Genomic DNA, 20,196 nt, shown 5'->3' on the forward strand with positions numbered 1-20,196 from the left:
TCAGTGCAGGTTCGGCTGCGGCCCGACACCCTTCTCGTCGAGAAGGGCGCCGGAGGCATAGCGGTCGAGGCGGTAAGGCTGGATCAACTCGTTGGGCTCGTCGCGAGCAATAAGATGGGCGAAGCTTTCGCCTGAGGCCGGCGTGGCCTTGAAGCCGCCATAGCACCAGCCGGCATTGAGATAGAGCCCGGCGACATGCGTTTTGTCGATGATGGGCGAACCGTCCATGGACATATCGAGTAGACCTGCCCAGTTGCGCAGGATACGGAGGCGGCCAAGACTGGGGAAGAGCGCAAGGCCGCCCTCGGCGACATCCTCGATCACCGGGAGGTTGCCGCGCTGGGCGTAGGAATTGTAGCCGTCGAGGTCGCCGCCGAAGACGAGGCCGCCTTTGTCGGACTGGCTGACATAGAAATGCCCGGCGCCGAAGGTGACGACGTGATCGATCAGCGGCTTGATGCCCTCGGTGACGAAGGCCTGGATCACATGCGCCTCGATGGGAAGGCGCAAGCCCGCCATCTCCCCGACCCGTGACGTGCTGCCTGCCACCGCCAGCGCGACTTTTGGCACAGCAATGAACCCGCGACTGGTCTCGACGCCTCGAACCTGGCCATTTTCGATGCGGAAGCCCGTCACCTCGCAATGCTCGATGATGTCCACGCCGCGCATATCGGCACCGCGCGCATAGCCCCATGCGACGGCGTCATGGCGTACGGTGCCGGCGCGCGGCTGCATTAGAGCGCCGCGGATCGGAAAGCGGGCATTGTCGAAATCGGCATAGGGCAGGAATTCGCGCACTTGCTCGCGGTCGAGGAGCTCGGCATCGACGCCGGAGAGGCGCATGGCATTGCCCCGGCGCACATAGGCATTCCGCTGCCCGTCGGAATGGATGATGTTGAGGATGCCGCGCTGACTGACCATGGTGTTGAAGTTGAGGTCCTGCGCGAGGCCCTCCCAGAGCTTCATGGAGCGCTCGTAAAAGGCGATGTTCTGCGGTAGCAGATAGTTCGAGCGCACGATCGTCGTGTTGCGTCCGACATTGCCGGAGCCGAGATAGCTCTTCTCCAGCACGCCGACATTGGTGATGCCAAAATTCTTGGCGAGGTAGTAGGCAGTGGCGAGGCCATGGCCGCCGCCGCCGACGATGACCACGTCATAACTCGGCTTCGGCTCGGCCTTGCGCCACGCGGGCGTCCAGCCCCGGTTGCCCGAGAGGCCCTCTTTCAGAACGGCGAAGCCTGAATAGTGCATGCGCCATCTTGGGCCGTCTTTATAGCGTTAGTTGACTTTTAGCGACGTCTGCTTGACCATTCACGACATAATGGAAAATCCCGACGGCTTGCCCCCCGAAAACGGCTTCCCAGCGCAGCAGCGCCCGCAGGTCGTCGGATTTCTGCTCGTGCCGGGCTTCGCGCTGATGTCCTATGCTGCGGCGGTCGAGCCGTTGCGTGCTGCCAATCTCATCTCCGGCAAGACCCTGTATCGCTGGTGGCATTCCGCGCCCGGCGGCGAGCCCGTAATTGCCTCCAATGGCGTTGCGATCCTCCCCGATGTCGGGATCGGCGCGGCGCGCGAGGTGGACACACTTTTCGTTTGTGCCGGCGGCAATCCGGCGGTCTTCGACGACCGCAATGTCTTTGCGTGGCTGCGGCGGCTCGCGCGGCGGGGAGTTACGCTCGGCGGCATTTCTGGCGGCCCCTACATCCTCGCCAAAGCGGGGCTTCTCGATGACCGTCGGATGACGCTGCATTGGGAGCATCAGCCCGCGTTCAGCGAGGCCTTTCCGGATATCGCGGTTTCGCCGTCGCTGTTCGAAATCGACGGCAACAGGATCACGTGCTCTGGCGGCATCTCCGCACTGGACATGATGGTCGCTCTCATCGAGCGCGATCACGGGCGTCAACTCGCGGCGTCAGTCGGCGACTGGTTCCTCCACACGCATATTCGCGAGGGCATGGGACCGCAGCGCATGGATTTGCGCTTTCGTCTCGGTGTCGCCGACAAAAAGCTGCTGCGCGTGCTGCACGGCATGGAGGACAATATCGAGGTTCCACGTAGTCGCGCCGATCTGGCGGCACTTGCCGGCGTGTCTGTCAGGCAGCTCGAACGCCTGTTTCGCCGCCATCTTGGCCGCGGGGTGCATCATCAATACCGGTCGTTGCGACTGGAGCGCGCCCGGCAGCTGCTGCGGGAAACCGCGCTGCCGGTGCTGGACGTTGCGATCGCAACCGGGTTTGGCTCATCGAGCCAGTTCGCGCGGGCCTATCGCCGCGCCTTCGACGAGCCGCCAAGCCAAACGCGGTGCAGCGTTTAGCGAAACTCAGCAATCCAGCGTGGTCTGCCGCTCCCACTCCGTGAGATGGCGGCCGAATTCGTTCCAGTCGGCATGCTTCAGCTTCAAGTAGGCGGAGATGAACGGCTCGCCCAAGCCTTTGCGCAGGACGTCGTCGGACTCAAGCGCGCGGAGTGCGTCGAGAAGATTGAGCGGGAGGCGCTTGGCATCCTTGACCGTGTGGCCCTCGGTATACATGTCGATGTCGAGCCGCTTGCCCGGATCGCGCTTCTTCTCGATGCCGTCGAGCCCGGCGATTAGCACGGCGGCCTGCATGGCGTAGGGGTTGGCCGCGCCGTCCGCGAGGCGGAACTCGAAGCGTCCGACATCGGGAATTCGGATCATGTGCGTGCGATTGTTGCCGGTATAGGTGATCGTGTTCGGCGACCAAGTCGCGCCCGACGTGGTGCGCGGCGCATTGATGCGCTTGTAGGAATTGACGGTCGGGTTTGTGATGGCCGTCAGTCCTTGCGCGGAATGCATGAGGCCCGCGATGAATTGGTAGCCGAGCTGCGAGAGGCCGAGCTCGTCCTTCTTATCCTCGAAGACGTTTTCGCCGCCTTTCCACAGGGATACATGCATGTGGCAGCCATTGCCCGTGAGGTTCGCGAAGGGCTTCGGCATGAAGGTTGCGCGCAAGCCATGCTTCTCGGCGATGGACTTGACCATGTATTTGAAGAAGGCGTGCTTGTCGGCCGTGCGCAGCGCGTTGTCGTATTTCCAGTTCATCTCGAACTGGCCGTTGGCGTCCTCGTGGTCGTTCTGGTACGGGCACCAGCCGAGCTCGAGCATCGCATCGCAGATCTCTGTGATGACGTCGTAGCGGCGCATCAGAGCCTGCTGGTCGTAGCAAGGCTTGGCCTGGCAGTCGCTCGCGTCGGAGATGTCGACGCCGTCGGGGCTGATGAGGAAGAATTCGCATTCGACGCCGGTCTTGGGCTCGATGCCCATTGCCTCTGCCTTCTCCATCGTGCGCTTCAGCACATTGCGCGGCGCCTGCTCGACAAGCTTGCCGTTCATATATGGGTCGGCGGCGAGCCAGCCGACCTCCTTGCGCCAGGGGAGTTGGATCAGGCTGTCCGGATCGGGGATCGCGAGCACATCCGGATCGGCGGGCGTCATGTCGAGCCAACTCGCGAAACCCGCGAAGCCGGCTCCGTTCTTGGCCATTTCGCCGATGGCTGCGGCGGGAACAAGCTTCGCCCGCATCGTGCCGAATAGGTCCATGTAGCTGATCAGGAAATATTTGATCCCGCGTTCTTTTGCGATCCGCGTCAGGTCCGTCATGTTTTACTCCCTCACGTCAGAGCGACGCATCCTTGCCCGGTATCCAATTGGTTCCCGCGAGCGGCACCTTAGCCATGGCCGCGGCCTCGACCGTGAGGGCGACTAGATCCTCGGGCTCCAAATTCAGTACGTGGCTCTTGCCGCAGGCGCGCGCGATGGTCTGCGCCTCCAGAGTGAGCACGGAGAGATAGTTGGCGAGCCGACGCCCGCCTTCGGCAGGATCGAAGCGCTTCATCAGCTCGGGATCCTGCGTGGTGATCCCAGCGGGGTCCCGGCCCTCGTGCCAGTCGTCGTAGCAGCCGGCGCGCGTGCCGATCTTGGCGTATTCCTCTTCGAGATGGGGCGCATTATCGCCGAGCGCGATCAGGGCCGACGTTCCGATGGAGACCGCGTCGGCGCCTAGCGCAAGCGCCTTCGCTACGTCCGCGCCGTTGCGAATGCCGCCGGAAACGATGAGCTGCACCTTGCGATGCATGTCGAGGTCCTGGAGCGCCTGCACGGCGGGATGGATCGCGGCAAGGATCGGAATTCCGACATGCTCGATGAAGACCTCTTGCGTCGCGGCAGTGCCGCCCTGCATCCCGTCGAGCACGACGACGTCTGCGCCGGCTTTCACGGCGAGCGCGGTATCGTAATAGGGGCGCGCCGCACCGATCTTGATGTAGATCGGTTTTTCCCAGTCCGTAATCTCGCGCAGCTCCTCGATCTTGATCTCGAGATCGTCGGGGCCGGTCCAATCGGGGTGGCGGCAGGCGGAGCGCTGGTCGATACCCTCGGGCAGGGTTCGCATCTTTGCCACGCGCGGCGAAATCTTCTGTCCGAGCAACATGCCGCCGCCGCCGGGCTTGGCGCCTTGGCCGATAACGATCTCGATGGCATCGGCCTTGCGCAAATGATCGGGATTCATGCCGTAGCGGGACGGCAGCATCTGGTAGACGAGGGTCTTGGAGCTCAGGCGCTCTTCGTCCGTCATGCCGCCGTCGCCGGTCGTGGTCGAGGTGCCAAGGGCGGAGGCGCCGCGTCCGAGCGCTTCCTTGGCGGGGCCCGACAGCGAGCCGAAACTCATGCCGGCGATGGTGATCGGAATTCTGAGATGGATCGGCTTCTTGGCGAAACGGGTGCCGAGCATCACGTCGGTCGCGCAGCGCTCGCGATAGCCTTCGAGCGGATAGCGGCTCATGGATGCGCCAAGGAAAAGCAAATCGTCGAAATGCGGGACTTTGCGCTTGGCGCCAAACCCGCGAATATCGTAGATGCCGGTTGCGGCGGCGCGATGGATTTCGGCGATGGCATAGTCGTCAAACGTCGCGGATGGCCGCGGCGGCGTATGCACCCAACGGCCCTCAGTGCTCATCAATAGGCCTCCAGATTGTCCATGTGGAAGTGGTAGAGCTTCCGTGCGGAACCGTAGCGCTTGAACTCATTTACGTCGATGTCCGCCACGCCGGCCTCTTCCAGCAACTTCCCGAGCGTCGCCTTGTGCTCATCGCTGAGCGGCTTCTCGATGCAATCGGCACCGAGGCTCTTCACATCGCCGCGCACGAAAATACACGCCTCGTAGATGGAATCGCCGAGAGCTTCCCCTGCGTCGCCGAGGACGACGATATTGCCGGCCTGCGCCATGAAGGCCGACATATGACCCACCGAACCCTTGACGACGATGTCGATGCCACGGGCGGAGATACCGCAGCGCGCCGAGGCATTGCCGTCGATGACAAGAAGGCCGCCGCAAGCAGTTGCGCCCGCTGAAGACGAGGCATCGCCTTTGACGTGGATCCGGCCCGACATCATGTTCTCGCCGACGCCGACACCCGCGCTGCCATTGACCGTCACGTTGGCGCGCTTGTTCATGCCGGCGCAGTAATAGCCGACATTGCCGTCGATCTCGATGGCGACAGGCGCGTCGACGCCCGCGGCGATGGCGTGCTGGCCTTTCGGGTTGATCACGTGAAAGCTCGTGTCGTTGGTGCCTTCGGCGAGATCGTGGAGCATCTGATTGAAGTCGCGGAGCGGGGTAACTTCGAGATCGATGTTCGGCATCAATGCCGCTCCCAGAAATAGACGGTCGCCGGCTCGGCCTCCCAGACGCGAGCCTTGTCAATGCCGGGCAGACCCGCAAGCGCCCGATATTCGGTGCCGAAGGCGACATAGTCGTCCGTTTCCGCGAGCACCGCATGCTTGCAGGCGATCGGGTCGCGCAGCACGCCAAAGCCATCCTCGGTCCCGACGACAAAAGTATAGAAGCCGTCGAGGTCCTTGAGGGAGTGTTTCAATGCATCGCTGAGGCTGTCGCCCTCGCGCATGCGCCAAGTCAAGTAGCCGGCCGCGACTTCGGTGTCGTTCTCGGTCTCGAATTTCAGACCTTGGCGGACAAGCTTGCGGCGAAGGGCGTTGTGATTGGAGAGCGACCCGTTGTGCACGAGGCATTGATCGCGGCCGGTGGAAAAAGGATGGGCGCCCTCGGTGGTCACCGCCGACTCCGTCGCCATGCGCGTGTGTCCGATGCCGTGGGTTCCCGACATTGTTTCGAGGTGGAAGCGAGCCGCCACCGCGTCGGGACGGCCGACCTCCTTGTAGAGCTCCATGCGGATGCCCGAACCCACCACCTTGGCGCCATCGCCGATCTTCTCGATCGCATCGCGCGCAGCCTGCTCCGAGGCCTCGGGAACGATAAGCACGCCGTGGGTGTCGTGGGTCTCGGCGGTGACAGGCTTGCCGATGGCGTTCGACAGCCGCTTGGCCAGGCCTTCGAAGTTATAGCCGGTCTTGGCCGACCGGACGGTGAGCTTGACGTGAGCCTGGTCGCCCGAGCCGTACACAGCAAAGCCGGCGCTGTCAGGCCCGCGATCGCACATGGTCCCGATCATGGTCGACAGCATGCTCCCGAGCTCAGGCTCCAGCGCCTTATTTTTTAGGAAAAGTCCAACAATCCCGCACATTTTGTACCGCCCTCTAACGAAACCCTACGATGACCAAAATATGGCCTCACGGCTCCTCACTTGTCAACTGTGAGGAATAATAATTTCCTAGTGAGAAAGTCGAGGAAGCCCCTAGCCGCGGGGATAAATGATGATGGAGAGATAGGTCATGGGGAGCTTGATCAGATCCTCAGGGCCGTGCAAGGCGGCGGCATCGAAGAACAACGCATCGCCGGCGGCGAGCGGATAGGCCTTGTCGGCGTGGCGGTACAGCACCTTGCCCGTGAGCATATAGATGAATTCGACCCCTGCGTGCTGAAACATCGTGTAGGGCTGGGCCTCTTCGGTCAGTGTGATGAGGTAAGGCTCGACGACGACCTCACCGGAAATGGAATGGCCAAGCAGCTGATATTGATGGCCGGCCTTGGTGCCGCGACGCTCGATCGTCACACCTTGGCCGCCGCGCACATAGGAGCAATCGCGTTGCTCTTCGTAGCTGGCGAAGAAGGTCGTGATAGGAACGTTGAGCGCCCGCGCGAGACCCTCAAGGCTGTCGATCGAAGCCGATACGGTGCCGTTTTCGATCTTGGAGAGCATTCCAGCCGAGAGCCCGGCCTCCTCGGCAAGCTCCGCGCCGGTCAGGTCCATTTTGCGGCGCAACGTCCGCACCTGGGTGCCGATGGCCGTGGCGATGGATAGGGTGCGTGCGGGTTGCGGTGCGAGAGATCCGGTCTTGAGGAGCTCCCTGGCGTGGGAACGCTTAGGCTGTTTCGTCTTGCGGTTTCGGGTCAATTTGGATTTTCGCGCAACGCCCTGCGTGGCCATGGATCACCTGCTTTGTAGCTGCCGAGAGCTGTATGATGGGCTTCGACACTTCGCCATTTTTGACATAGCGCAATCAACGGATGATTTCACTACAGGAAAGTGAGGCCTTCACGATCCGTCAGCCAAGTCGGGAGGACGAAGCCTCGTGGCGCAAGCTATGGGCCCAATATGTCACCTTCTACGAGGCCGAGGTCGGCGAGGAGGTAAGGGGCGGCGCGTGGCAGCGAATCCTCGATGAGGATGCCGGCATGTTCGGACGCATCGCCGAATGCGACGGAGAAATGGTCGGCTTCAGCGTTTGCATCCTCCACGCGGGTTCGTGGACGCTCGACCCGATTTGCTATTTGTAGGATCTCTTTGTCGATCCCGTCATGCGGGGCCGGGGCGTGGGTAAGGCGCTGATCGAGGACCTCATGATACTCGGCCGGGAACGAGGCTGGTCACGGCTCTACTGGCATACAAGGGCATCGAATGCGGTGGCGCGGAAGCTCTACGACACTTTCGCCGAGGCGGGCGATTTCGTGCGCTCTCGCCTTTTTCTGCGCTGAGGCCGGGCTTTGAGAAAGACAGGGCGCCAGCTTATGAAACCGGCGCCCCTCTTTTGATCGTCGCCTGTTCGTCTTTTAATAGTCGGTCTGCTCGTCGAGCGCCTTTTCCAAGGCCTCCTTGCTACCATAACGCTTCACGTCATCGGCGTATTCCTGGTTCTCCTCGCGAATCTGGACGACATGCCAGACGAGCCAGGCCAGGACTGCGACCGCGACCATGATCACTTCAGTACCAAGCCAGGGATAGACAGCTCCCATGTTGGCCAGGTCTACTGCCCAGGTACTACCCATTTCAGTTCTCCTTGATGTCTATGAAAGCGATCACGCCATTGCCTTCTCGATGCGGATGACTTCATCGCGCGCGTTCTGCTCGTCCGTTAGGGTTCGGAAGTCGAGACCCATGAGCTCGACTGCTCGCGGCACGCGGAGCATATCAAAGCTGTCGAGAATCTTGGCCATCACCCAGCCCGGCACAAAGCCGAGCACGAAGAACATGATGACCGCGCCGATCGTATTGCCGAGCGGATTGACTGTGGCATAGCCCTCGTAAGGCGATGACGGATAGCCCCAGAGCAGGAACCCGGCGAGGATCAGGCCAATGACGCCGCAATAGCCGTGGACTGCCACGGCGCCGACGGCATCGTCGATTTTAAACGTTCGCTCCACCCAGTAGTGCAGTTTATAGGCAATGAAGATACCGATGCCGCCGATGAAGAAGGCCTGAATCGGATGGTAGAGATCGTTGCCGGCCGACGCAGTGATGATGCCGGCAAGGCCGCCTGAGTAGGTCCAGAACGGATCGCCCTTCGAGATGATGTAGGCCACCATCAGGCCCCCGGACAGCGACATCAGGAAATTGAAGGTGATGGCGCTGAGCGTGGTCGGCGTGAGGTAGATGGTTGTCGCGGTCCAAGTGGTCCCGGTAATCTGGCCTGCAAGTGTTTCAGGCGAGATGATCGGCACGTTGCAGGCCGCGTAGAAGCCCCAGAAGCCGGTGTAGATCAAGAAGAGTCCGATCGTCACCAGCCAGGGGTTTTGCGGCACGAACACACGTGGTGTTCCATCCGCTGCGAAGCGGCCAAGGCGTGGACCAAGCACGATGAGGACGCCAAGCGCGGTGCCCCCGCCGATGGCATGGATCACGCCAGAGGCGTAAGCATCGTGATAGCCGAGCAGCTTCACCATCCAGCCGTCGAAATGCCAGCCCCAGGCCGCGTCGATAATCCAGGTCACCGACCCGATCATCACCGCAATGACCCAGAAGGCGCCCGACTTCACACGCTCGATGAGCGAGCCAGACACGATCGAGGCCACCGTCCACGAGAAGAGGAGGAAGGCCGCCCAGAACACGCCGGTGATATGATCGCTGAGATTGGTGCCCATCTTTTCGGCCCAGGGCAAATATTGGTTCGCCCCGGTGACGCCGTCGAGAATGAGACCTTTGCCCTCGTAGATGAACGGACCATTCGGGAACGCCCAATAGATCCACCAGCCGAAAAAGAAGAACGTGATCGTGACCAAGGGGATCACCATCGTATTCTTCATCAGCGTATGCAGATGGTTGCGTCGGCGGCTAACGCCGACCTCATACATGCAGAACCCAACATGGATCAGAAACATGATCACGACGGTCACCCAGTAATAGAACTCGGTGAATATCGTTGTCAGAGCAGTTACATTGTCGCCCATCGATTTACCCCCTGTTGCCAACGTCCGCGCACGCGGTAGTAAGACCTCGTAACGCGGCCCCAATGGCCGATGCAGCTACGTCGTTGCCTTCCTCGTTCGATCACGCGAGCTTCCGCCCGCGTCGCCTTCACCCAGCATGCTTCGTCGAGGCTTCCCCTTCCCCGTCGTCGTCAGCGATGCTAGGCGGAGCCCCAAATGCCGTCAACGGACATGAAATTGCTTTACTGTCGGTAAAATCATGAGGTGCAGACAGTGAGCGCTGGAAATGAACGCGCCGACGCCCTGCGTGCCCATTTTTTGGGCTGGCAATGCCGAATCCGGCAGGTCGCCATGCGCCAGGACGGCGGACGCCCGTCGCCTGGGATGCGCCCGCGCGTGCTCGATCTGAACGGTCGCGAGCTGGCGGCGGCGATGACGGTGCTGCTTGTCCCCGAGGAACCGGCCGAAAGCACCGCCTTTTTCCGTTTCCAAGCGCTGAAGTCGGCGGATCCGCGCGACGTCTATGAGCGCGCGCTCGCTTATCTCCAGGCCGACTATTTTCAAAGGCCTGAAACATTCAGCGATATGCCGGCCGCTGTGCTGCTCGAGGGATCGGCGCTTGCCGCGCGGTTGCTCGAGGACGGCGCGTGCCACTTGGAATTCGATCAGTTCCGTCAGACCTATCGTCTGCCGTGCGCGGTGCATGAGTTGGCGGCGGACGAGACCGCGCGCGACGCGGCCGTCTGGCACAATCGGCTCTTCAATCCTGCGCTGCCCGGCACCCTGCATGTGCTTGGCTTTCAACCTGATTGGGCTTCGGCCGAGGCCAATCCCGGACCCGGCGGCCGAAGTGCGTTCAGCCCTCAGAATTTGCGATAGGCTCTGTTCAGCTCCGTCAAAGGATGGTGTGGCGATGTCTGGAACCGCACGAGCAGTTCGCGCGCCAGCATGTCGCGGTCTTGCTGAGTGTCGGGGAGGGCTAGGGTCTTAGGGATGCGGACCCAGCCATTGATGTTGCGGTCGAACACGGCGGGTTCGCCGGCCTCGTATCCCATATGGACATCCTCAAGCCAGTTGAGGTCGTCCCAGCCCATGAATTCCATATAGGCCTTGAGATAAGGCGTCAGCCGCTTGTAATCCGGCACGAGATTGACGTCGTAGCGATAGCCGATGTGCTGGCCGATCTCCTGCTCGCGATGGCTGTCGAGGCCCGCTGAGTCCTTCAAAAATTTGTCGACATCGCCCGCGTCGCGCGAGCCCTGATAGCCTGCTTTTCCGGCCATGATCGTTAGCCCCCCAGCCTGTGATAATTGTCGACGCCGACCGTGAAGTCGGTGCCGGCGAGCGGCACTTGCGCCATGGCGGAGGCCTCCATGGTCAGCGCGGCGAGATCCTCCGGCTCGAGGCTGTGGATGTTGGTCTTGCCGCAGGCGCGGGCCAGCATCTGCGCTTCCATGGTGAGGGTGTGCAGGAAATTGTAGACGCGCTCGGCGGCCTCGTCGGGGTCGAGACGCAGGCGAAGCTCCGGGTCTTGCGTCGCCACTCCGACCGGGCAACGGCCGGTATGGCAGTGATAGCAATAGCCGGCCGGCACGCCGATCTCGCTCTCGAAATCGGACTCGGGAATCTCCTTGTTGCAATTGAGCGCCATCAGCACGGAATGGCCGATGGCCACGGCGTCGGCACCGAGTGCCATCGCCTTGGCGACATCTCCGCCGTTGCGAATGCCGCCGGCATAGACGAGGCTGATCTCGCCGCGCTTGCCGAGCTCGTCGATCGCGCGGCGCGCCTGGCGGATCGCGGCGATCCCGGGGACGCCGGTATCTTCGGTCGCGATATGCGGCCCGGCGCCCGTACCGCCTTCCATCGCGTCAATATAGATGGAGTCGGGTCCGCATTTCACCGCCATGCGCACGTCGTCATAGACGCGCGCGGCGCCGAGCTTGAGCTGGATCGGGATCTCCCAATTGGTCGCCTCGCGGATCTCCTCGATCTTGAGCGAGAGGTCGTCAGGACCGAGCCAGTCGGGATGCCGGGCGGGGGAGCGCTGATCGATGCCTGCGGGCAGGGAGCGCATCTCGGCGACCTGATCCGTCACCTTCTGTCCCATGAGATGGCCGCCGAGGCCGACCTTGCAGCCTTGGCCGATGAAGAATTCGCAGGCGTCGGAAAGCCTTAGATGATGCGGGTTGAAGCCGTAGCGCGACTGGATGCACTGGTAGAACCATTTGCTCGAATAGCGGCGCTCGTCGGGGATCATGCCGCCTTCGCCGGAGCAGGTGGCGGTGCCGGCCATGGTGGCACCGCGGGCAAGAGCGATCTTCGATTCATAGGACAGCGCGCCGAAGCTCATCCCGGTCACATAAACCGGAATGTCGAGCTCCATTGGCCGCTTGGCGCGCGGGCCGATCACCGTCTTCGTCTCGCATTTCTCGCGATAGCCCTCGATGACGAAGCGGGTCAGCGTGCCCGGAAGAAAGGTCAGGTCGTCCCAGTGCGGGATCTTCTTGAAGAGCGAGAAGCCGCGCATGCGATAGCGGCCAAGCTCGGACTTCACATGAATGTCGTTGATGACCTGGGGCGTGAAGATCTGGCTGTGACCGAGGATGAAACGCTGGGCTTCAGCCGGCGCCTTCGTGGCTTTGCCGTTCTTGTCCAGCTTCTTCTTGCTCTTTTTCATTTTCTCAGCCTTTGCCATCACAGCACGAGCTTCTTCTCGGTCGGTTCCAGATTGTCGTAGTTCCAGAGCTGCTTGCCCGCCGCGATCTTGCGGAACACGTCGGCGCCGCCCGTCGGCAGAAGGTCGTACATGCCGAGCTTGCGCTCGAGCCAGTGGCGGTCGAGATCCGTCACCTCGGCCCACACCGCATCGACGCCGAGGCTCGCCGGTTCGCCTGCGATATAGATCGTGCCGTCATACATGGAGTCGCCGAGATTCTTGCCGGCGTTGCCGCAGATCACCATGCGCCCGCGCTGCATCATGAAGCCGGTGAAGGCCCCGGTGTCGCCGCCGACGATGATGGTCCCACCCTTCATGTCGATGCCGGTGCGCGAGCCGACATTGCCGCGGCAAACAAGGTCGCCACCGCGGATCGCAGCACCGAACTGGGAGCCGGCGTTCTTGTCAATGAGGATCGTGCCGCTCATCATGTTCTCGGCGCAGGACCAACCGACGCGGCCGGCAATGCGCACATTGGGCCCGTCGAGCAGGCCGAGGCCGAAATAGCCGAGCGAGCCGTCGATGATGAGATTGAGGCGATTGAGGATGCCGACCGCCATGGAATGTTTGGCGCCGGGATTCCTGATGACGATGGTGCCGTAGCCGTCCTGCATCAATTCGCGAATACGCAGATTGATGGCGTTCGGGGTCATGTTGTCGGCGTCGATTTCGGCGCGCTTGTTGTAGTCGACATCGTAGGTGTTCGTCAGCGAGAAGCCGTCATGCGCCTCGTTGAGATCGAGATCGAAGAAGGCCTGTTGCGCGCGGCCTTTGAGCTGCTCGGTATGCAGTCCCATTTCATGGGAGAGGCGCTCTTGCGCAGCCGCGTCGGCAGAAAGCTCGGTCATCTCTGCCATACGCGAACCTCTTCGTCATAGGGATCAGAGGTGTCGATCTCGCGCGGGACGATGGCGCGGATGGCGACCTCTTCCGAGGCGAGCGCGACGAGGTCGTCGCTTTCGTAAAGGACCATCGGCTTGGCGGCCATGCTGTCCTTGGCCATGCCGAGCTCTTTGTCGGTCGCGACGAGATAGGTGAACACACCGTCGATGTCGCTCAGCGACTGCTTCAGCGAATCCTGAAGTGTCGCGCCCTGCTCGAGATTGTTGGCGGTGTAGACTGCGAGCAGCTCGGAATCGCAATTGGACATAAAGCGGTGGCCGAGCCGCTCCATTTCGCGGCGCATGATCCAGTAATTGGTGATCTGCCCGTTATGGACGACGGCGATGTCGTTATAGGGATAGGCCCAATAAGGGTGCGCGGAGCGGATATCGACGTCGGACTCGGTGGCCATGCGGGTATGGCCGATGCCGTGCGTGCCCTGGAAGTTGCCCAAGCCGTATTGCTCGGACACTTGCGTGGCGTCGCCGAGGTCTTTGATGAGTTCGAGCGCGCTGCCGAAGGAGAGCACCTCGGCGCCCTCGATCTGCTCGATATCGGCGGCGAGCAGGCGCGTGTCGCCAGCATAGCGGAGGCGATAACGGAACGCGTAAGGCCTGGCCTCGGCGATGTCGAGCGTCTCGGCGCCAAGCTCCGCCAGGCGGTCGTCGACCTCGGCCTGGCGCTCCCTGATCTTGTGGCGGATGTGGTGATCCTTGGTCATGTCCTCCTGCTCGGCGAGCTTGAGGCGCATGACATATTCATCGGCGACTGACGGGCCATAGACCGCAAAGCCGGTGGAGTCGGGTCCCCGATGCCGCAAGCTTCGCAGCATCGCCGTCATCTCGCCGCCGACATTGGTGGCGCCGTCGCGGTGAATAAGGCCAGCAATCCCACACATTCTCTTTGTCTCCTTCCTCCAGCTTACGGCAGGCAGTCGATATAGGTTTCGAGATCCCATTCCGTGACGGTGTGCAGGAAGCGCTCCCACTCATCGCGCTTGTACTCGTCATAGAGCCGGTACATGTCGCCGGGCATGGCGGAGCGGATGACCTGATCCTTTTCCAGCGCCGCGAGCGCGTCGCCGAGCGTCATCGGCAGCTTCTTCACCTGCTTGCCGGCCTCCATGGCCTGATAGATGTTGCGCTCCTCAGACGGGCCAGGATCCAGGTTGTTTTTGATGCCGTCGTCCATGGCCTTGAGCAGCACCGTAGCCATCAGATGCGGGTTCACCATGGAGTCGACCGCGCGATATTCGAATCGGCCGGGGGCTGACACGCGTAATCCCGTGGTGCGGTTCTGGAAGCCCCAGTCGGCAAAGACCGGCGCCCAGAAGCCGGTGTCCCACAGCCGGCGGTAGGAATTCACGGTGGAGCAGCCGACGGCCGTCAGGGCGCCGAGATGGGCAACGATGCCGCCGATCGCGTTCAGCCCGATCTTGCCCGGGAGCTGCACGTCGTCGGTGTCGGGCATGAACGTGTTCTCGCCGCCACGGGAGTAGATGTAGTTTTCGTCCATGCCGGGCAGCTGCTTCTTGTCATTGCCGAGCACCTTGATTTCGTCCTGGCCGCCGCGCCACAAGGAGATGTTGTGGTGGCAGCCATTGGCGGACACGCCCATGAAGGGCTTGCACATGAAGCAGGCGATGATGTCGAACTCGCGGGCCACCTGCGCGCAGATCTGACGGTAGGTCGCGAGCCGGTCCGCGGTGCGCAGCGCGTCATCATAGGTGAAATTCAGCTCGAGCTGGCCGGGGGAGTCCTCGTGATCGCCCTGGATCATGTCTAGGCCCATCTTCCGGCAATATTCGATCACGCGCATATAGACGGGACGCAGGCTCTCGAACTGATCGATGTGATAGCAATAGGGATTCGAATAGCCGCCGTTCGGCTTTCCATCGGGCCCCTTCTTCAGCCACATCATTTCCGGCTCGGTGCCGTGGCGTAGTTGCAAGCCATGGTCGTTCTTGAATTGCTCGTGGATGCGGCGAAGATTACCGCGGGCGTCTGCGGTGAGATAGGTGCCGGGCTCATTGCGCTCCTCGCGATTGCGGAAGAGCGTGCACCAGAGCCGCGCGACGCGCTTGTCCCAGGGGAGCTGCATGAAGGTCTCGGGCTCGGGAATGCCGACGAGCTCGGCGGACTCCGGTCCGTAGCCAAGATAGTCGCCGCGCCGATTGACGAAGAGATTCATGGTCGCGCCGTAGACGAGCTGGAAGCCCTTCTCCGCGATCGACTCCCAATGATCGGCGGGGATGCCCTTGCCGCAGATGCGTCCTGTCACCGAGATGAATTGCAGGTAGAGATACTCGATGCCGAGCGCGTCGATCTTCTTGCGCACTTCGGCGACGAGCTTCTGCCGGTCCGGCGCCTCGACGAAGCGCTCGATATCGGTTGCCCCAGTCTGCGTGTCGATGCGGTGATCCATGGCTTTGCCCCGCTCTTTACTGCAACCAAGCTTCCCGCATGCCGCCCCTCAGCTCCAAGGGAAGGGACTGTGGGAGGTCGGGTGAAGCTCACCCTTCTCGAAACGGGCGAAGCGGAACGGCTCCAGGAGCGCGCTCTTCTCGCCGAGTAATTCCTGCGCCACGAGCTTGCCGACGCCGATCATCTTGTAGCCGTGATTGGAGTCCGCGATGACGTAAACATTCTCGCGGAAGACATCGAAGACGGGAAAATTGTCGGGCGTGAAACAGCCGAGGCCGCCGGATTTTTCTTCTGTCTTGTAGCGCGGCATCTGGCCTTCGAAGCGCTTCTGGCAATGCGCAAGCGCCGAGCACCACATGTTGACGAAGTCCTCGCCGACGATGAAATCGGGAGATTCCGGCCCATAGGGATCGACCGCGACGCGGTCGGGATCCTGCTCGACCTTGTAGGGCGAGGCGCCGCCCTGAATGCCGCCGAAGCTGAAGTCGGGCTTGTAATAGATGCCCCAGATCTTGTCGGTGATCAGCTTGCCGTTACGGTCGGAATAAAGCGGCGCGTCGGTGTCGACATGGATGACCGGCGGGAAGCGACCGTCATTGGTCTTGTGGATGTTGGGGTCGATCCCGAGCGTGCCTTCCTCCAGGCACCAGAACTTCCACATCGGGACGTCTTGATGGACGCTGCCGGCGAGGTCCTTGACGGTGATACGCTTCGGCAGCTCCAGATAATTCCAGATGCGATTGACCCAGGGGCCGACGCCGACCACCACGGTCTCGCAGGCGATCTTGCCGTGATTGGTTTCGAGCGCCGTGACCGCGCCGCTATTGGAGCCGAACTCGAAGCCCAGCACCTCGACCCCGGACAGCACGCGCACGCCTTCGTTCTCGGCCTTGGCGGCAAGACCGTGCATGCTCGCCATGTTGTTGGCATAGCCGCCGCGCTTTTCGTGCAGCACAGACGTGATGCCCTTGGCCTGCCAGTCGTCGAACAGGCCCTTCATGTAGCGCTCGGACGCGTCGGCGCCTTCAATGAACGTCGACTCGTAGCCGATCGCCTTCTGCTGCTCGTAAATGGAGGCAACGTCCTCGCGCATGCATTCGGGGCTGATCTGCATGTAGCCGACGGGATGGTAGCTGTAGGTCTCCGCGTCGATTTCCCAAACGTCGACGGAATGGGCCATCAATTCGCGCATGGCGGGCTGGAAGTAATTGTTGCGGACAACGCCGCACGCGATCCCCGACGCGCCGGAGCCCACCGTGCCCTTGTCGATGACGATGATGTTCCCGCCCGAACCCCGGCCGGTCTTCTTCAGCATTTGCGCAAGGTGGAAAGCGGTGCTCAGGCCATGAACGCCTGCACCGATGATGGCATACTTGATTGACTGCGGGACTGACATTGATTCGGAGCCCAGACTTGCACGTCCGCTCGATCCGAAATGCGGGATCGAGAAAGATGAGATTACCTATCGATTTCCCGGCGGCATTACGGCATGGTCGGAAACCAATGTAAACCAGTTTCCACAATTACAGGACCAATTCGAGCCCAATTCTCGGGAGGAGGTAGCCGGGTGACGTACCACCGCATCAGGACGCTTGGGGAGCCGAGCGCAGCGGAGATGGCGAAGCGGAGCCGCGGCGTGCGCGCGATTTCCGAGCAATTGCGCCGCGCGATCGAGACCGGCGCGTATAACGCCGGGGATCGGCTGCCTGCGGAACGCGAGCTCGCGCTGACCTTCGATGCGGCCCGATCCACCGTGCGGCGGGCACTCGACCAGCTTGAGCGGGCCGGATTGGTATCGCGACGCCTCGGCAGCGGGACGTATGTCGGGGCCACCCGCGACCCGCGCCAGGGCGTGGATCTCGCCGATGAGATCAGCCCGTTACAACTCATCGAGGCGCGGCTTGCGGTCGAGCCTTTCACCACACGGCTCGCGGTCCTGCACGCCACGCGGCGGCATCTCGATGACATGGAGGCCGTGCTCGCGCGCACCGAGAATGCAACCGATGACAAAGACTCCTTCACGCGCTGGGACGGGGAATTCCATCTCCTGATCGCACGCGCCTCCGCAAATCCGCTGCTCCTCAACGTCTATAATCAGATCAATGAGGTGCGCTTGCACGCGCAATGGAACGCGATGAAAGAGAAGATCCTGACCGGCGACGTGATCGCCGACTACAACAAGCAACATCGCGGCATCTATAATGCATTGCTCGAACGGGATGCGCACCTCGCGCCGGCGCTGATCACGGAGCATCTGGCAAAAGCGCGCGACGATCTCCTCAAAGCGCAGAGCCGCTAGGCCTTGCCTTAAACAGTCATGTTCGGGCGAGGGGGCGCCGGGCTCGCCAAGGTCACCAGCCGCTCGTTTTCCGTGTGCATGAAGGCTTGCGCAAAGAAGCCCGGCCGCCTTTGCAGGCAACCGGGCTATGAGCAAAGTGCGCGGGGGGTAGTTTAGAGATGGGTCCCGCACCAATGGCCTTAGGAAAACACGCCTTGGCCGGGTCAGTTCCGTACTTTGGTCCAAAGACCCACAGAGAAAATCGGGACGGTTCGCCCCTGATGCAGGCGTCACGCGACTGCCTGGCTCAGTATTCGTCCACGACGATGGATACCCGGGCCGCAGCAAAAACACTGGTCGAAGCGGGGCGCGCCGACCTGATCTTCGCGGCGCCGCAGAGCGGCCTGGCCCGCGCATATATCTCCGGCCAGTTCGGGTGAAGCAAGGTTAGTTGGTGACCCCGACAGGATTCGAACCTGTGACCCTCAGATTAGGAATCTGATGCTCTATCCTACTGAGCTACGGGGTCTTACGGCACGGTTTTACCAGAGGCGCTCCGCATAAGCCTTTAAGGGGCGGAACGCCCGTGACGACGGTCACACTTAGCGCGTCTCGCCGCGTTTCCTCAAGGTCTCCAATTATCGTCCGATGCTCGCAACTGAGCTCGCTGCTCGAACCGGACCGGCGCCTCGACGACTCTTAATCCCCTGGTTACGCCCCAAAATCGACCATAAGGAGCCACGATGCGACCGCTCCTTCGAAGCCTATACGCGGCTCGACAGCAGGCCCTTCACGGGGTGGAAGTTGAACCCCTACACCGAGGGCAGCTATACGCTCGCGGACTCCGTCATCGAACGCGGCTTCATCGAGGACGGCGAGTCGCTCTCGGGGAACCTTGTGCCTGAAGCGCCGCGCGAGGTCGCTTACCTCACCGCGGGCGTCGAACACAGCGCCGGATGGAACGCGAGTGTAGCTGGATCTATCGGGGCGCGTTTTTTACCGACGAAGAAAACACTCCCTTTGGCGGAGACCCCGAAGGCGAGGATGGCGAGGTGCCGGAGGTGTGGTTTAATTAGGGTCCGTTCCGGCGTCCGCTGGCCCGCTCCGCGGCGAAGGATGGAGGCGAGTCTCATGACCGTCGACTTCCGATCCATGCTGGGCCTGCTCGGTAATCTCTTCGCCGGCTGGAGGCGCGTGCCCAAGCATATGCAGCCGCAAGGAAAGGCCGTTGGCTGGTTCCGCCGGGGCATGGGCGGCTATTTAATCCTCAAAGAGCTAGAACACCAGCGCCGGCCAGCTCCGCGCCAGGCCGTTCTTCTGGCAGGTGCTGCTGTCGCTGATCGTCATTGTCGGGTCGTTTTGCTGACCCGTGTTTAGCAGGAACGCCATCCAGCCGGACCGGGCAACCTTATAAAGGAGCTTGAGATGAGAACCGCTGTCTTGGCACCGCTCGTTCCACTCTTTGCCCTTGCCGCCACGCTCGGCTCGTCGCACGCCGCGGACGATACCTGCTTCAAGATCTCCGACTCCGCCATCTGCCTCGCCGCGTCACCAAAATGCCACTGGGTCGGGGAGGAGCGCGATTGCCTTGACGGTCCGCCGCCACCGCAGGATGCGTGCCGGGCGCATGGCGATAAGTCGATTTGCAACAGCGACGCTACGCTCGGCTGCGGATGGGATGCCGCGCGAGGATGCTTGGCCAAGGCCGACTGACTTTGCGGAGAGGGGTCAACGAGCCTCCATCGCTCGCGCTCCTGTCACTTAAGCGTTTCGTCGCCGGCAGGAGCGTCTTCTGACTTCAAGCTGACGGTCTCCGCGAAGATTCTTTGCCGATACCGCAGCCGGTCCTTGCAGGCCGTAAGAATAACCTCAGGCGCGTATGGCTTGGGAAAAAACACCCCCCCTTTCACGACGCGGGATGTCTCGACCGCATTGCCGGATGCGTAAATTACGCCGATCTCCGGGTAGCTCGCCCGGAACGCGTCGGCCACGTCCCATCCGGTCAATCGTCCGCCCAGGCGGATATCGGTGAAGAGCAGATCGATGCGCCTCGCGTTCTTTTCGAGATAGGAAAAGGCCTCTTCGCCGCTGCTGGCTTCCAGAACCTCCCAGCCATGCGCTCGCAGATAGCTGCCGATCACCGAACAAATGAGCCACTCGTCCTCGACGAGGAGCATCACGGGGGGGGTCTCTCTCACGCGGCGTTCACCAAGGGCCCCCCTTGCGAAGGGGCGCCGGGAAGGGGGGAATCGCCGCCGCGTATCATGAACTCGAACCCATGAGGAGTAACGAGTAAGGACTCCGTGCGTTCCCCCA

Annotated in this window: 22 protein-coding genes, 1 tRNA gene and 1 pseudogene; 8 read left to right on the forward strand and 16 right to left on the reverse strand. The window is 62.0% G+C overall.

Going from position 1 to position 20,196, the window contains the following annotated elements; genetic code table 11:
- Positions 1-1,251: a sarcosine oxidase subunit beta family protein gene (locus ACR2J1_RS08415; protein ID WP_434018880.1), complete on the reverse strand. Its 1,251-nt coding sequence runs from the start codon at positions 1,249-1,251 to the stop codon at positions 1-3.
- Positions 1,252-1,321: 70 nt separating this feature from the next.
- On the opposite strand from ACR2J1_RS08415, the gene ACR2J1_RS08420 reads away from it, so the two are divergent.
- Positions 1,322-2,314, forward strand: a complete 993-nt coding sequence (locus ACR2J1_RS08420; RefSeq protein WP_434018912.1) for a GlxA family transcriptional regulator — start codon at positions 1,322-1,324, stop codon at positions 2,312-2,314.
- Between the two features lie 6 nt (positions 2,315-2,320).
- Here the strand turns inward: ACR2J1_RS08420 and glnT are convergent, their stop codons facing one another.
- The 5 genes from glnT to ACR2J1_RS08445 form a co-directional block, all read right to left on the reverse strand.
- The gene (gene glnT / locus ACR2J1_RS08425) at positions 2,321-3,619 is read right to left on the reverse strand and encodes a type III glutamate--ammonia ligase (RefSeq protein ID WP_434018881.1); all 1,299 of its coding nucleotides are present in this window, start codon (positions 3,617-3,619) and stop codon (positions 2,321-2,323) included.
- A 16-nt stretch (positions 3,620-3,635) separates the two neighbouring features.
- Positions 3,636-4,973 carry an FMN-binding glutamate synthase family protein gene (locus ACR2J1_RS08430; RefSeq protein ID WP_434018882.1) on the reverse strand — a complete coding sequence of 446 codons (1,338 nt, stop codon included), beginning with the start codon at positions 4,971-4,973 and terminating at the stop codon, positions 3,636-3,638.
- Positions 4,973-5,659, reverse strand: a complete 687-nt coding sequence (locus tag ACR2J1_RS08435) for a protein GlxC (protein ID WP_434018883.1) — start codon at positions 5,657-5,659, stop codon at positions 4,973-4,975. Before ACR2J1_RS08435 ends, ACR2J1_RS08430 begins: the two co-directional genes overlap by 1 nt.
- Entirely contained in the window at positions 5,659-6,558 is a 900-nt protein-coding gene (locus ACR2J1_RS08440) for a class II glutamine amidotransferase (protein ID WP_434018884.1), read from the reverse strand. The genes ACR2J1_RS08435 and ACR2J1_RS08440 overlap by 1 nt, the downstream gene beginning before the upstream one ends.
- Before the next feature lie 111 nt (positions 6,559-6,669).
- Positions 6,670-7,362: a helix-turn-helix domain-containing protein gene (locus ACR2J1_RS08445; protein ID WP_434018885.1), complete on the reverse strand. Its 693-nt coding sequence runs from the start codon at positions 7,360-7,362 to the stop codon at positions 6,670-6,672.
- 80 nt (positions 7,363-7,442) lie between these two features.
- Here ACR2J1_RS08445 and ACR2J1_RS08450 point away from each other — a divergent pair, with 80 nt between their 5' ends.
- Together ACR2J1_RS08450 and ACR2J1_RS08455 are read left to right on the forward strand one after the other, a co-directional pair.
- Complete coding sequence (locus ACR2J1_RS08450; RefSeq protein ID WP_434018886.1) at positions 7,443-7,712, forward strand: hypothetical protein; 270 nt, start codon at positions 7,443-7,445, stop codon at positions 7,710-7,712.
- A gap of 12 nt (positions 7,713-7,724) precedes the next feature.
- Positions 7,725-7,910 (forward strand): annotated as a pseudogene (locus tag ACR2J1_RS08455) (GNAT family N-acetyltransferase); the annotation flags it as partial.
- A 75-nt stretch (positions 7,911-7,985) separates the two neighbouring features.
- Here ACR2J1_RS08455 and ACR2J1_RS08460 read toward each other — a convergent pair.
- Together ACR2J1_RS08460 and ACR2J1_RS08465 are read right to left on the reverse strand one after the other, a co-directional pair.
- Entirely contained in the window at positions 7,986-8,168 is a 183-nt protein-coding gene (locus ACR2J1_RS08460; protein WP_434018887.1) for a hypothetical protein, read from the reverse strand.
- Positions 8,169-8,231: 63 nt separating this feature from the next.
- Positions 8,232-9,599: an ammonium transporter gene (locus ACR2J1_RS08465; RefSeq protein ID WP_434018888.1), complete on the reverse strand. Its 1,368-nt coding sequence runs from the start codon at positions 9,597-9,599 to the stop codon at positions 8,232-8,234.
- Between the two features lie 252 nt (positions 9,600-9,851).
- Here ACR2J1_RS08465 and ACR2J1_RS08470 point away from each other — a divergent pair, with 252 nt between their 5' ends.
- A complete protein-coding gene (locus ACR2J1_RS08470; protein WP_434018889.1) occupies positions 9,852-10,457 on the forward strand; it encodes a hypothetical protein in 606 nt (201 codons plus the stop codon).
- On the opposite strand, the gene ACR2J1_RS08475 is transcribed toward ACR2J1_RS08470, so the two are convergent.
- From ACR2J1_RS08475 to ACR2J1_RS08500, 6 genes are read right to left on the reverse strand one after another with little or no spacing between them, the layout of a single operon-like run.
- Positions 10,442-10,861, reverse strand: a complete 420-nt coding sequence (locus tag ACR2J1_RS08475) for a hypothetical protein (RefSeq protein ID WP_434018890.1) — start codon at positions 10,859-10,861, stop codon at positions 10,442-10,444. The two genes, ACR2J1_RS08470 and ACR2J1_RS08475, sit on opposite strands and share 16 nt — an antisense overlap.
- 5 nt (positions 10,862-10,866) lie before the next feature.
- Complete coding sequence (locus ACR2J1_RS08480) at positions 10,867-12,258, reverse strand: FMN-binding glutamate synthase family protein (RefSeq protein ID WP_434018891.1); 1,392 nt, start codon at positions 12,256-12,258, stop codon at positions 10,867-10,869.
- 17 nt (positions 12,259-12,275) lie between these two features.
- On the reverse strand, positions 12,276-13,154 hold the full coding sequence (locus tag ACR2J1_RS08485) for a hypothetical protein (protein ID WP_434018892.1): 879 nt from the start codon (positions 13,152-13,154) through the stop codon (positions 12,276-12,278).
- On the reverse strand, positions 13,142-14,077 hold the full coding sequence (locus ACR2J1_RS08490) for a hypothetical protein (RefSeq protein WP_434018893.1): 936 nt from the start codon (positions 14,075-14,077) through the stop codon (positions 13,142-13,144). Before ACR2J1_RS08490 ends, ACR2J1_RS08485 begins: the two co-directional genes overlap by 13 nt.
- A 23-nt stretch (positions 14,078-14,100) precedes the next feature.
- Positions 14,101-15,603, reverse strand: coding sequence for a glutamine synthetase family protein (locus tag ACR2J1_RS08495; RefSeq protein ID WP_434018894.1), 1,503 nt, complete (start codon positions 15,601-15,603; stop codon positions 14,101-14,103).
- A gap of 48 nt (positions 15,604-15,651) precedes the next feature.
- Complete coding sequence (locus ACR2J1_RS08500; RefSeq protein WP_434018895.1) at positions 15,652-16,998, reverse strand: NAD(P)/FAD-dependent oxidoreductase; 1,347 nt, start codon at positions 16,996-16,998, stop codon at positions 15,652-15,654.
- 171 nt (positions 16,999-17,169) lie between these two features.
- Here ACR2J1_RS08500 and ACR2J1_RS08505 point away from each other — a divergent pair, with 171 nt between their 5' ends.
- Positions 17,170-17,901 (forward strand): FadR/GntR family transcriptional regulator, encoded by a 732-nt coding sequence (locus tag ACR2J1_RS08505; protein ID WP_434018896.1) that lies wholly within the window; start codon positions 17,170-17,172, stop codon positions 17,899-17,901.
- A gap of 260 nt (positions 17,902-18,161) precedes the next feature.
- Positions 18,162-18,320, forward strand: a complete 159-nt coding sequence (locus ACR2J1_RS08510; RefSeq protein ID WP_434018897.1) for a hypothetical protein — start codon at positions 18,162-18,164, stop codon at positions 18,318-18,320.
- Between the two features lie 12 nt (positions 18,321-18,332).
- On the opposite strand, the gene ACR2J1_RS08515 is transcribed toward ACR2J1_RS08510, so the two are convergent.
- A tRNA-Arg gene (locus ACR2J1_RS08515) sits at positions 18,333-18,409 on the reverse strand.
- 602 nt (positions 18,410-19,011) lie between these two features.
- Here ACR2J1_RS08515 and ACR2J1_RS08520 point away from each other — a divergent pair.
- Together ACR2J1_RS08520 and ACR2J1_RS08525 are read left to right on the forward strand one after the other, a co-directional pair.
- Positions 19,012-19,257 carry a hypothetical protein gene (locus ACR2J1_RS08520; RefSeq protein WP_434018898.1) on the forward strand — a complete coding sequence of 82 codons (246 nt, stop codon included), beginning with the start codon at positions 19,012-19,014 and terminating at the stop codon, positions 19,255-19,257.
- A 48-nt stretch (positions 19,258-19,305) separates the two neighbouring features.
- A complete protein-coding gene (locus ACR2J1_RS08525; protein WP_434018899.1) occupies positions 19,306-19,593 on the forward strand; it encodes a hypothetical protein in 288 nt (95 codons plus the stop codon).
- Positions 19,594-19,637: 44 nt separating this feature from the next.
- Here ACR2J1_RS08525 and ACR2J1_RS08530 read toward each other — a convergent pair whose 3' ends face one another.
- Entirely contained in the window at positions 19,638-20,078 is a 441-nt protein-coding gene (locus ACR2J1_RS08530; protein ID WP_434018900.1) for a response regulator, read from the reverse strand.
- Between the last annotated feature and the right edge of the window lie 118 nt (positions 20,079-20,196).

This window comes from Methyloceanibacter sp. (assembly GCF_050999895.1).
Lineage (GTDB): Bacteria > Pseudomonadota > Alphaproteobacteria > Rhizobiales > Methyloligellaceae > Methyloceanibacter.